Genomic DNA, 12,931 nt, shown 5'->3' on the forward strand with positions numbered 1-12,931 from the left:
TTAGTTACCAATATCAAAAAGATAAAGCTGACGATGGCTCTAAGATCCATTCACTTCCTATGATCGATCTGACGGGTAAGACCCGCTCAGACCTCTATAATAATAGGGAGGATGATGGGTCTTCTTTTCGTATTCGTATACAAGTAGTTTCCAACAGACTCCTTAATCGTTTGTTTATAAATACTCCATTGTGTAATTTTGTTCTCCTGCAACTGGTTGATGGCTTTCAATGTAATAGCGTTAACTTCATCTATCAAACGCTCAGATTCACGCACATACACAAATCCACGTGAAATAACATCTGGACCGGATATGATTTTGCCATCCATTTTATTGAGTGTGATTACAACAATCAGAATGCCATCTTCGGATAGTAGTTTGCGATCTCGAAGAACAATCGTTCCGACATCTCCTATACCTAATCCATCAACGAGAGTATTCCCATTCGATACTTTTCGAGTTTGCCTAGCTTCTTGATTATGAATATCTACAACATCACCGTTATTCACGATGAAAATGTTATCTTTGTCTACACCCATAGTTTCAGCTAGCAATCGATGTTGATGAAGCATTCGAAATTCACCATGGATAGGTATGAAGTATTTCGGTTTCATGAATGCAAGCATTAACTTCATCTCTTCTTGACTAGCATGTCCAGATACATGCATACCGGTTACAGAGCCAGATCCGTAAATGACATTTGCCTTTAATTGGAATAGATTGTCGACAATTCGTGATACATTCCGTTCATTTCCTGGGATAGCTGTTGCAGCAAGAATAACGGTATCCCCTGCTAGAATTTCTAATTGTCTGTGATTGGAACTAGCTAATCGTGATAAAGCTGCCATAGGTTCGCCTTGACTTCCAGTACAAAGGACGACGATCTCATGTGGAGCATACTTATTCACTTCGTTTACATCAATAATCATTCCTTCGGGGGCATGTAAATAACCTAATTCGATGGCAATCGAGACAACGTTAACCATACTTCTACCCAGCAATGCGACTTTTCGATGTGTTTTTATGGAAGCTTCAATAACCTGCTGCAATCGGTGAACATTAGAAGCAAAGGTTGAAATGAATATTTTCTGTTTAGCTTTGGTAAAAGCATCCTCGATATGAGCTCCTACTATACGTTCAGAGGGGGTGAATCCCGGACGTTCCGCATTGGTGCTCTCTGACAATAGAGCTAATACACCTTTATGCCCGATCTCGGCTAATCGATATAGATCTGGATGTTGTTCATTCACCGGTGTTAAATCGAATTTAAAATCTCCAGTATGTACAACGATTCCTTCAGGTGTATCAAATACAATACCAACGCAATCAGGGATACTGTGATTAATTCTAAAAAAGCTAAGGCCAATTGAACCTAATGTAAAATTTAATTCAGGATCGATTGGGTTCAATTCAGTATTTCTAAGTAACCCATGTTCTTTCAGTTTAATCTCGATTAGTCCCAATGTTAATCTCGTTCCATATATGGGGACATTCATTTGTTTCAAAATGTACGGTATCCCACCGATATGATCTTCATGACCATGTGTGACAATGATAGCTCTAACCTTGTCGCTGTTCTCCAATAAATAAGATATATCAGGAATGATTAGGTCAATCCCCAATAAACTCTCATCAGGAAATTTGGAACCACAGTCAATCACAATAATATCATCCTCGTATTGAAGCACATACATGTTCTTTCCAATTTCATTCACGCCACCTAATGCAAAAATTGACAGTGCATTTCCCTTTGTGACCATTCGTGACACCTCCATATGAAAATATGGAAGTAGTATGTCCGCATTGACAATTATTATTACGAAATATTAGTAGTTTGGCCTATTTAATAATTGTAACAAATGTTTTATTTCATGTCGTAGGACATTCATCCCATTAATATATTATTGGTAAAGGAGGTTTTGCCAACTGGCACAATATATTTATCGCTGTATCATCATTACGATTATTTTTCTTTTTGGAATGTCCTTAATGATCGAGGAGGTGCATGCCAATCAGATTAATTCAGAACTGATCGTTGTCAACAAAAAAATTAACAAATTAGCTTATTTCAAAGATGGTGAACTAGTAAGGGAATTTGCAGTAGCCACGGGTAAAAGCCCAAGTCTGACCCCTGAAGGGAAATTTAAAATTGTAAACAAGATTAAAAATAGACCGTATTACAAAGAGAAAATTCCTGGAGGTGATCCGCGAAATCCGTTAGGTGATCGATGGATCGGGCTTGAAGTGAATGGAACACTTGGAACGACTTATGCGATTCACGGGAACAGTAACAAGAATTCAATCGGTAAATATGTAAGTGCAGGATGCATTCGTATGTACAATGATGAGGTTCATTGGCTTTTTGACCAAGTGAAGAAAGACACCTTTGTTGTCATTACAACATCTGAGTTAACATTTGAGGAAATTGCGATTAAGAATGGCTATCAGATGGGGATTGAATTATTTGAAGGGAAAGTGATCATTAACGGAGTAGAGCGTGAGTTAAGCCAACCACTTCAGATTGTTGATTCACAAATCTTTATTCCGATGAGGGAATGCTTAGAGTTACTAGGAGCTAATGTACAGTGGAGTAATAGGAGTCAAATGGTCACAATTAAAATGGGTAGCCGTACAATATCACATAAGCCACTGACGAATAAAGCAACGGTTAATGGCGAATCAATCACCATTACAGCATCAAGATATCAGGGTACGTCTGTTATGCTTCCACTTCGAAATATACTAGAATTATCAGCAGTAGAAGTAGAATGGGATAACAAGAATAAAGTTATAACTCTAACAAATGAGTAAATAGAAAAGTCACTATATGTGGCTTTTTTTTGCTATTACGAGCATGAATTCGTAGTGTCGAAGATTGTAAACATCGTAATTTAGCGTTAATATATAGTAAATTGATGAAATGGTAGGAAGAAGTGATATCGTTGAAGGGTATAAATTATTTAACAATAGCTATACTGAATTTGTTAGCCGCTGTTTTGTTTGTAATCACCGTGGTAATCTCAGATCATAGCAATTTAAAAGTGACCATCGGATTTTCAGTTGTTGCTTTATTGTTTTGTTTCTCAGGAATAGGAAATCTATTGAAGCATTTTAAGAAGAATTGATCAAGTTCGAATGAATTAGAGTATTCAACCCTCAAGTCACCATGATTGAGGGTTGTTCCTATTTCGGAAGATATCGTTTACTTTCCTACGATTTATAATATACTATAGATAGTAGGAATTCGACGTTATTCGACTTATTAAATCTAGATTCGACAAATATTCAAAATGAATATGTAAGAATAATATAATGAATGTTATTACGCTTAAGGAGACAAATTGATATGAAGATTAAAGTTATGCTAGGGATAGGAATATGTATTCTACTAGCTACTTGTCTGATTGTATATGATCAGATGATTAATCATTCAAGTCACAATTTCATGACAACCTACAAGACTTCAAATCAATATGGATTGGATATTCCCAATCATGATAATAAACGTGACTTAATCCAATTTGTTGATAATCAAATGTTAGGTGAATATGGTGTTTATACGAATTACCAGGATAGTGAACAAATGATGGACGTAGCAACGGGCCATGAAGTACTGAGTGAATCAGAAGGCTTACTGTTACGTTATTATGCGTTTACTAAGCAGCAGAATGCATTTGATATGGCATGGAAGCAAGCTCAACAAACGTTAAATCTATCATCCGGATTTAGTTATCGATATAGCCCTAAATTAGATCAACGCTACTCTCTGAATGCAGCTGTGGATGATTTGCGCATTATCCGTGCCCTTTATGAAGCTGGAGCGGTATTCGAGGATCAGAAGTATACAGAGGAAGCAGATCGCTATAGCGAACGATTCTACGAATATAACGTAAAAAGAAACTATATGTATGATTTCTACGATGAGAAGTATCGCGTTACCAACTCTTATATTACTTTATGTTATATCAATTTATTAACACTTCAAATGTTTCCGAATAATTTAGATCATGATGAACAATTGTATTCCAATATGCTAGAAATAATTCAGAATGGTTATCTATCCGACAAGTTCCCAATGTATGAAACTCGCTACCGATATGACACAAATTCCTACACCTCCGAAAATATTAATACCGTGGAATCATTATTGACCATTCTTGCTCTTTCTGAAGCGGAGCAGCAGAATTCGCATAGTATCCGCTATCTCAAAGAACAAATTAAGAGTGGAACATTATATGGACAATACACTCCAGAAGGAACTCCAACGAATGAAATTCAATCTACCGCCATCTATGCCATTACAGCCATGATTGGATCTGTGATCGGTGATAAAGAGCTCTACGAAGGAAGTATTCAGCGAATGCTAACTTATCAGATTCATGATTCGGCAAGTCCTTTGAATGGAAGTTTTGGGGATGTAAGGACACAAACAGTATATTCCTTTGATAATTTAATGGCTTTGTTAGCCTTTGTGTACTAGAAGGAATTCATGTAAGGAGGAAGGCACACTTCATGACAGGAAGTGCAGTTAAAGGAGTCATCTTTCACAAACTTGCTTTAATAAGTCGCTGGTTGTCTCCGGCTTGCTTGGCATCAGTTAGTGTTTTACTAATTACCATCATGGCATTATTTACAGCACCTTATATTGGTATGGCCGATAATGGAGATTATTTCCATATCCTCGATAGCAATGGCTTATATTTTAATATTTCTGATTACGATAGCTATTACTACTCTTACTTTATTAAAGAATTCGGGATATTTCAATATTTTAATGAAAATAGTTCAAGTGTGGTCACATCGCAATCATTGTTTATTCAGTTAGCGTTATCGCTTAATAAGCTATTTTATAGTCATGAAGTATTTGATATTCGTTTTCAAGCTGCAATATATACATTACTTTATACGATTGCAGTATATCTTTTAGTGGAGAGCCTCACATGGAAAATACCCAAGAAATATGGATATTGGATTGCTATATTAGCTATTTTCATATTTGGTGATACAGGCTATACAGCATATTTTAATTCCTTTTATGGTGAAAGTGTTGTCTTAATCATGATGGTGTTCATGCTGGGATCAGGTTTATTATTGTGTCGACATCGGTATAACGATTATATATTGATGGCCATATTTACGTTTAGTGGAATCATATTAACAATGAGTAAACAAGAGAATGCGCTTGTAGGCGTTATTGTTGCGTTGACATGTATCAGGATGATTTTTATACGGAAGCAACAAACATTTCGCATATTGATGTCTATTTCTCTCGTATTCTTGTTACTTGCTGGAGTAAGTACTTATATTTTGACTCCAAAGGAATTTGTAAATATGAATAAGTTTCATGCGATGACCCGTGGTGTACTTATGGAATCTAGTGACCCTGAAGCTGCCCTGAAATCCTTTGGTATCGATGAGCAATACGCGATCTTGGATAAAACTAATTATTATGAACTTAACACAACAATGGATGTGAATTCGGATATTTTAAAGAATGAGTTTTATAGCCGGTATGGATTTATTTCTGTTCTGAAATATTACATAATGCATCCTGGCCAAGCAGGTGAAATGTTTAATCTTGCAGCGGAAAATGCATTTATTATTCGACCATCAGAAATCGGGAATTATGAAATATCTGCGGGATATCCGGCTGGAACTCAGACGAATTTCTTTTCTGGATACAGCCAAATAAAGAAGACACTTATCCCTAGAACATTTGGTTTCATTGTTATATGGATTATGGTGATTGTTGGATTATATTTACCAGGTTTTATTACGGCAATAAAGGCAAAGAACATCCGTGAGAGCACCAGAATACCACTTATTATTATATTTATACTCGTTGGTCTATTAGGTATATTCGGTTCAGTTATTATTGCTGGGGATGCAGAATTAGGTAAGCATGTCTTCCCATTCACGGTAGCATTTGATCTCGTAACCTTCTTGTTCATTGCCGATATTGTAGGACGACATTTATTTCGTGGACATCAAGAATAGGGTGGATAATATATTGTATATTACAAAAATAGTAAAGATATGGATGGTATTCTTGGCACTCTTCATCGGGCTTCCATCTTCGAACTTGAGTGCGCAAGATCACGACTCAACTCATGTGCTATTTCTGTATGATAGTTGGGGAGTTGGGACATCTAAAGAAGGTAACGTAGAATCGTTACAAAAATTACTCGCATCTTATGGTGTGAAGGTGACTTCAATGTCTTTCGATGATTATAACCAAGGGGAACTAGCACAATATAACAAGGTGATCGGACTACGGAATGTTGACGATCTTCCTCTGACCAATAAAGATTTCAATAATGATTTCGAAAAGTATACAGGAGACTATTTCCACATTGGGTCGGCAATATCGACGCAGCTTCAAGAGGAAATGAACCTTCAGATCGAGTTCGTTGGAGAACAAGTCATTCATATTTCTATAGGTCAATTCTCAGAGTCAAGGATTCAAGCAAAGAATATGTCTTACATTATGCAAGCTGAAGGTACTCATTATGGAAGTATTACACCCGTGAGTGGGAAGATAGAATCCCCTTTTGGTGTTCAGAATGAGCACTATGGGTATGTTCCTTATTATGAGAAAGGTAACATGAGTGAATTAGCTCTAGCTTATGTGTTGAAAGATTGGTTGAATGTTACAGAAGAGGGACAAACCTATCTTGTTTTTAAAGAAATATATCCATTCTCAGATTTGGAGCTGTTAGCAGAAATGTCGTTTGAACTCTATGATGCAGGAATTCCATTTATGGTTAGCATCAGTCCTGTGTTTAGTAATACAGACTATCCTGCGATGAAGCGATATCTAGAAACATTGAAGTACGTTCAATCTCATAATGGCACGATCATCGTTAATGCCCCATTCGTTCTATCAACCGCTAGCCAGAATGAAGCAACCCTTCAATCGCAAATGGCGTCCTTTATTGATATTTTAGCTGATAACGGTATTGCTCCTCTAAGTATTGGAGCTGAGATATATTGGTCTCAAGCCGATACGTCTCGATCGTTCGAATCTTCAACATACAGTGTCTCACCTTTCATTGTTCAACAGTTTGAGCATTCAGCGATGAATAAATATAAGTTACCGATGAATTCAGCAGTGGCTTATGATTTCACTGATCAACGTGAGGACTTACATAAGATAGTTCAGACACTTATCGATTCATGGATGATGTTTGCAGATTATAAATATGAGTCTCATATCGTTCAGACTAAGGCGAATATTATTTCATCCCAGAATGGAATCCTCACAATTAATGGAAATGCAGTAGATATCAATAATTCACCTCAATTGGTCGATTCTGAATTTAATTATGGACAAGTAGAACAGAAGAGTTTCGAGACATTATTTCAGGTTCAGAATACGATATTTATGTTCTTAATTGTCGTCACTTTGATCGTATTCGGCTTTCTATTCATTATCGGAAGACGTCTGTATAGACGTAAATATATCAACCAGAGGAGAAATCTATGACATTCGCAGACATATTAATGCTGATCTCGGTGATCTGTATCTGGTCTCTGCTCCTTGTGAATGTCGTTCTAATCATTGCGGGTTATCTTTATTATGTACAAGTTGAGAACGAACCAGATATGGAATTAGAGGGGGAGTTGCCTTTCGTATCTATCATGGTTCCGGCACATAATGAAGGGATCGTTATTACCAAGACGGTTGAATCTCTCTTAGCTTTAGATTATCCCCATGATCGATATGAAATTATTGTTATTAATGATAACTCTACGGATGATAGCAGCGAGCTGTTGGGTCAGTTGCAAATAAGATATTCAAAGCGTCAATTAATCATCATGAATACGGATTCAGTTACAGGCGGTAAAGGGAAATCAAATGCACTAAATATCGGCTTTGCGCAAAGTAAAGGAGAACTTATTGCTATTTATGATGCGGATAACACTCCGGAGAGGAAAGCATTGCATTATTTAGTGGCAGAGATTATGAATGACGAGAAATTAGGAGCCGTTATTGGTAAATTTCGAACAAGAAATCGAGATGCTAGTTTATTAACACGATTTATTAATATAGAGACTTTATCATTTCAATGGATGGCACAAGCAGGACGATGGAGATTGTTTAAATTGTGTACTATACCGGGGACCAACTTTATAATCCGACGCCATATAATTGAGAAAATTGGCGGTTGGGATGTGAAAGCGATCGCGGAGGATACTGAGATTAGCTTTCGAATCTATATGATGGGTTATCGAATCAAATTTCAGCCGAAATCAGTTACATGGGAACAGGAACCACAGACTCTGAGGGTATGGTTCAAGCAACGAACACGTTGGGCTAAGGGCAATATATACGTTATCGTGAAGAATGTAAAATTACTTTTTGACCGCTCGGCAAAGCGTGTTCGTTTCGATATCTTTTATTTCATATCCATCTACTTTTTATTGCTGTCCTCATTAATTACTTCTGATATATTACTAATTCTAAATGCGCTAGGTTATGTCCAAACAACGATTGCAGGATTTAGTCTATCTCTATGGATGTTAGCAATTGTTCTATTTATAGTTGGAACCTTTTTAACGATTATGACGGAAAAAGGTGAGATGGGATTCTCTAACTTTCTGATCATCATCCTAATGTACCTATCGTATTGTCAGTTATGGATGGTAGTTGCAGCATATGGAATGTATACATTTGTAAAGGATCAAATATTTAAACGAGAAGTGAAATGGTATAAAACCGAGCGTTATTAAGATAGGAGTGAATCTCATGATTAAACGATTAATGGTTGTGATGATATTCTGTTTGTCATTGGTATTCGTACAGTCTGGACAAGTTCTTGCGCAAGGCGTTGAAACTAATGTTCTACAGAACTATGATTTATCCATTACGAGTACAAATGTTTCATTATCAGGAAGAATAGCATCAAAGGATTTCTTTTTTCAGGTGCCAGATTATTGGAAGGTTGATCATTTAAAGTTCAATTTAGACTATAAAGTTTCACCATTAATCCTTAATAATCAGTCTAGTGTAACATTAACAATGAATGGTACGCATTTCTATTCCTTCAGGCCTTCTGGCAATGAAGCAAAGGAACAACAATTATCAATCACAATACCGAATGATCTTATCATTGCAGGTACCAATACATTGTCAATCGAAGGTCATATTCAAACGTCAGATAAGGAATTGGATGTTTGTACCAACGAAGATGATCGAGATAGCTGGTTACAAATATATAATACTTCAAGTATTTCATTACAACATACTAATATAGCCTTGGATGGGAGTATTAGTGGATTTAATAAATACTTTACGGGAATGGATGTAATGAAGTCTGGCCAGAGTGCCATTGTTGTCCCTGAACAAAGTGAATCCACGGAGTTGGAGGCAGCAGTCTATGCTCTAACAGGATTTACTAAAGCGAATAGCTTGGAAGATAAGATGATCCCTATATTGTCATATAACTCAAAAGCAATTCCTAGCAAGAAGGCTGTAGTTGTTGTTTCTTTATACGATCATCTATCAGATCAATTGAAGAATCTTTTGACTGACCAAGATTTCAAACAAACGGCCTTGATTCAATTAGTGAATAAGGATAAACAGCCGACATTAGTGATTACTTCTCAGAATTCTGAGTTACTTGTTAAGGCTGGAAGATTTGTTGCCAACACCTCTTTGATGGAACAAATAGATAGTCATATGAAAGTCATAACTCAGGATACGGTTGTTGCAACTCCAGTAACTACTATAGATAGAAATGTAACTTTAACTGAAAACGGAGATACCTTAAAGGGATGGGGTCATCAAGAGATAAGTTATTTTGTCTCTTTGCCATCTAATCGTACAATTTCGGATGCTAGTAAGATTAGTATTGATTTACGATATGCACAGAATCTCGATTTTAATCGATCTATGGTAACGGTTCTTCTGAATGACATACCCATTGGTAGCAAGAAGCTAACGACAGAATTAGCTGAGGGAGATACGATCACCTTACCTATTCCGAAAAATCTAAATATTTCAGGTAACTTTAATATTACAGTTGCTTTAGATCTAGAACTATTAAATGAGAAATGTTTCAGGAATCAAGATCAGATGCCGTGGGCTTTTATTACGAGAGATTCGTTGTTAAAGCTAAATACGACGGAGCAAACAGAACTACTATTTAATAACTATCCGTATCCATTTATCCGAGATGGTAGCTATAACCGAGTGGCAGTTGTGATGCCTTCAGATCGAGATGATTTTACGTATCTAGCGGTTTCTAATATTTTTAATTTATTAGGAAGAAGTATCGAAGGGAATATGGGAGAAGTTCAATTCTTCGAAAATACGGCAGAGGCAAGTGATTTGTCTGATCGTAACATTATCACGATAGGAACTTATCAGAATAATAAAGTAATTGCTGATCATAACCAAAGTCTATATTTTAAATATGGATCGGATGGATCTGGTTTTCTATCTAATGAAAAGGTAAGTATAGATGTTGATTACGGTAAGCGTATCGGTACATTACAGTTAATTCAATCGCCTTACGAAGCAGGACATGGTTTCATGGCGGTGACAGGTCCAAGCTCGGATGTATACTATCTAGCTTCAAAATTGATCGCTACTGATGAAGAGATCTGGAAGATCTATGGTGATGCCGTACTCACAGATAAGGATGGCAACATTGACGCTTATCGATTCAAGACAGAAACGGCCCCAGTACAAACATCTTTATTGGATCAAGTGACACAACGAGCAGATATCGTAGGTTTTATGGTATCTATGATACTGGTTCTAGTATTAGTATTGGTTTCACTAATTCTAATCATTCGCAAACATAGAAAGAAAGGGAGCAGAAGATCATGAAAAGAAATCAAAGTAGTCTTCTATCTGATGTCGCCTTCCTCTTGCTGTTTATCATTTGTTTCATTTGTATTGTGTTCACCTCAGGTGACCCAGATCATTATATTCAAAATATAATATTTTTAAATATAGCTTTTTTAATTGCGATCGTAACTTATTTTACGAGCCTTACGTTGGGGCTGATTCTGAGTATTATATTTATATTCGGTTGTGGTACCTTTACGTTATACCAGAGTTTGATTCAAGGGGTGTCTGTTGGGTATGGGAATTACTTTTGGTTGATCATGACACCAGTGATCACCGCAGTCACGTCGATACTTACTCGCACCAATAAATTATTACAGGAAGAAAATGAACTTTTGTTAAAAAGCAATAATTCACTTGCAACGATGGATGAGAATACCAATTTAAAAAACAGTAGATCTTTTCAACAAGATGCGACTGTTTTCATGGCACTTTCTACTCGTTACAACATCCCACTAACCTTGTTAGTCATCAACGTGAAGTATTGGGACGAGTTGCGGCGTTTGACGAGTGAAGAAGAAATGACATCATTGATGTATGATGTTTCGGTATTAAGTCAAACAAGTATTCGTACGAATGACACATTGTATATTTTTGAGAAGGAGAATCCGATTTGGGGATTATTATTATTTACGGATCGTCAAGGAGCTAATATTGTGATTGACCGGATTAAGCAAAATGTAGAGAATTTAAATTCTGGAGACTACACCAAAAAATATTCTGTGGAGCTGAACCTTAAGGTGGGAGCCATGGAATATGATTCAGATAACATTCTTACACCACTTGATTTCATTGTGTCGGCAAGAAAGCAACTTGAGTTCGATGTATAATGAATTATCAATGGACTAGCCCCAACTATGGATATATTAATACATTCAGATAGCATCTTGAATGACTGTGATAGAACGATTACCCCCGACGTAGAGCTTATTGGTTACTGGGTTTAGAGTGATATTACCTGCGACTGTGGGAAATACAGCGATCCGCTTAAGTGAGCTTGCGTTATAGACGATTAGCCTATTCTTGTCGAAGTCACTGATTATCAAATGATTCGTAATCGGGTTCACGAATAAATTTGAGAAAGTCGGTAAAGTCATCGTGGTGACGATTTTGTTGGTATGTCCGTTTATAATGAAGAGTTTTCCCGGACCTTCAACTTGTGCGCTTGACACATAAATTTGGTTCATTCGAGGGTTAGCAACGATATCACTTTGCAGATGGCCTAAATGTATATTCTGCATTAACTTGTTAGTGCGACCGTTAATGACCGAGAGAAACTGGCTTAGGTTGTTAGCGACATAAATACGATTGGTGATGATATTGAGTGCGGGTGGAATAACAGGATTTTTGCCTACTTTTATGGACGTAATTACAGCTTGTGTGTTGCCATTAATGGTAGATACGGAGTTCTTTACTGTATTTGTTACATAAATGCGATTTGTCTTCTCATTGATGGCAATTTCGGAAGGGCGGCCACCGATTTGGATCGTGTTTCGTACTCGGTTTGTTTTCCCTTCTAGTACAGAAAGTCTCCCAGATGCCCTCGTCACATAAATTCGATTTTTGCGAATGTTGATACCCATCGTATCAGGTCGGTAGCCCACTTTGACTGTTTTGATGACACGGTTTGTACGCCCGCTTATTACAGAGACAGTCCCATCGCGAAAATTGGAAATATATATACGATTTGTTCGCGGATTGATTTCCAGATCAGTCGGCATTCTTCCTACTTTCACACGGGCGATGATCCGATTTCTGTTAGCATCTAGAACCCCAACAGTTCCCACACCAGCGTCCTGGTTGGTGAAATATACCATGTTGGTTATGGGATTTAATTTGATGGTTCCGATCTCTTCAGTTAGGCGAATTCTGGTAATCAATTTTAGTTGTGCCATTAGATAACACCCCTCTCAAACAAATGGATGTTCTATCCTATTTAGATGTTAGTCTAAAGGTGCCTTCACTAGTAAATTCTATATGATTAAAATCTAGATGATCTGGGTAACCAAATGATGTTATTATTTGGTTATAACGAATTAGTATTATGGGATCTATGGATACAGTAGAAATTAA

At 36.8% G+C, this 12,931-nt stretch carries 9 protein-coding genes; 7 read left to right on the forward strand and 2 right to left on the reverse strand.

Going from position 1 to position 12,931, the window contains the following annotated elements; translation table 11 throughout:
* Positions 1–86: 86 nt before the first annotated feature.
* On the reverse strand, positions 87–1,760 hold the full coding sequence (locus LPB68_RS20865) for a ribonuclease J (RefSeq protein WP_068655361.1): 1,674 nt from the start codon (positions 1,758–1,760) through the stop codon (positions 87–89).
* Between the two features lie 229 nt (positions 1,761–1,989).
* Here LPB68_RS20865 and LPB68_RS23710 point away from each other — a divergent pair, with 229 nt between their 5' ends.
* The 7 genes from LPB68_RS23710 to LPB68_RS20900 all read left to right on the forward strand — a co-directional run bounded on the left by LPB68_RS23710 (position 1,990) and on the right by LPB68_RS20900 (position 11,688).
* Positions 1,990–2,811: a L,D-transpeptidase family protein gene (locus LPB68_RS23710; RefSeq protein ID WP_269466228.1), complete on the forward strand. Its 822-nt coding sequence runs from the start codon at positions 1,990–1,992 to the stop codon at positions 2,809–2,811.
* A gap of 535 nt (positions 2,812–3,346) precedes the next feature.
* Positions 3,347–4,480, forward strand: a complete 1,134-nt coding sequence (locus tag LPB68_RS20875) for a glycosyl hydrolase family 8 (RefSeq protein ID WP_068655357.1) — start codon at positions 3,347–3,349, stop codon at positions 4,478–4,480.
* A 32-nt stretch (positions 4,481–4,512) separates the two neighbouring features.
* A complete protein-coding gene (gene wsfD / locus LPB68_RS20880; RefSeq protein ID WP_068655355.1) occupies positions 4,513–5,997 on the forward strand; it encodes a glycan biosynthesis hexose transferase WsfD in 1,485 nt (494 codons plus the stop codon).
* 13 nt (positions 5,998–6,010) lie between these two features.
* Positions 6,011–7,486 (forward strand): hypothetical protein, encoded by a 1,476-nt coding sequence (locus LPB68_RS20885; protein WP_068655353.1) that lies wholly within the window; start codon positions 6,011–6,013, stop codon positions 7,484–7,486.
* Positions 7,483–8,733, forward strand: a complete 1,251-nt coding sequence (locus LPB68_RS20890; RefSeq protein ID WP_068655351.1) for a glycosyltransferase family 2 protein — start codon at positions 7,483–7,485, stop codon at positions 8,731–8,733. The genes LPB68_RS20885 and LPB68_RS20890 overlap by 4 nt, the downstream gene beginning before the upstream one ends.
* A gap of 16 nt (positions 8,734–8,749) precedes the next feature.
* Positions 8,750–10,837 carry a cellulose biosynthesis cyclic di-GMP-binding regulatory protein BcsB gene (locus tag LPB68_RS20895; RefSeq protein ID WP_068655349.1) on the forward strand — a complete coding sequence of 696 codons (2,088 nt, stop codon included), beginning with the start codon at positions 8,750–8,752 and terminating at the stop codon, positions 10,835–10,837.
* Positions 10,834–11,688, forward strand: a complete 855-nt coding sequence (locus tag LPB68_RS20900) for a diguanylate cyclase domain-containing protein (protein ID WP_068655347.1) — start codon at positions 10,834–10,836, stop codon at positions 11,686–11,688. Before LPB68_RS20895 ends, LPB68_RS20900 begins: the two co-directional genes overlap by 4 nt.
* A gap of 45 nt (positions 11,689–11,733) precedes the next feature.
* Here the strand turns inward: LPB68_RS20900 and LPB68_RS20905 are convergent, their stop codons facing one another.
* Positions 11,734–12,753: a YncE family protein gene (locus LPB68_RS20905; protein WP_068655345.1), complete on the reverse strand. Its 1,020-nt coding sequence runs from the start codon at positions 12,751–12,753 to the stop codon at positions 11,734–11,736.
* Positions 12,754–12,931 lie beyond the last annotated feature (178 nt).

Origin of the sequence: Paenibacillus crassostreae (assembly GCF_001857945.1) — a bacterium.
Classification (GTDB): Bacteria; Bacillota; Bacilli; order Paenibacillales; family Paenibacillaceae; genus Paenibacillus_AQ; species Paenibacillus_AQ crassostreae.

Coding starts and splice junctions, on each gene's coding strand:
- LPB68_RS20865 (WP_068655361.1), bottom strand. CDS start 1,760: ATGGTCACAAAGGGAAATGCACTGTCAATTTTTGCATTAGGTGGCGTG.
- LPB68_RS23710 (WP_269466228.1), top strand. CDS start 1,990: ATGATCGAGGAGGTGCATGCCAATCAGATTAATTCAGAACTGATCGTT.
- LPB68_RS20875 (WP_068655357.1), top strand. CDS start 3,347: ATGAAGATTAAAGTTATGCTAGGGATAGGAATATGTATTCTACTAGCT.
- wsfD (WP_068655355.1), top strand. CDS start 4,513: ATGACAGGAAGTGCAGTTAAAGGAGTCATCTTTCACAAACTTGCTTTA.
- LPB68_RS20890 (WP_068655351.1), top strand. CDS start 7,483: ATGACATTCGCAGACATATTAATGCTGATCTCGGTGATCTGTATCTGG.
- LPB68_RS20895 (WP_068655349.1), top strand. CDS start 8,750: ATGATTAAACGATTAATGGTTGTGATGATATTCTGTTTGTCATTGGTA.
- LPB68_RS20900 (WP_068655347.1), top strand. CDS start 10,834: ATGAAAAGAAATCAAAGTAGTCTTCTATCTGATGTCGCCTTCCTCTTG.
- LPB68_RS20905 (WP_068655345.1), bottom strand. CDS start 12,753: ATGGCACAACTAAAATTGATTACCAGAATTCGCCTAACTGAAGAGATC.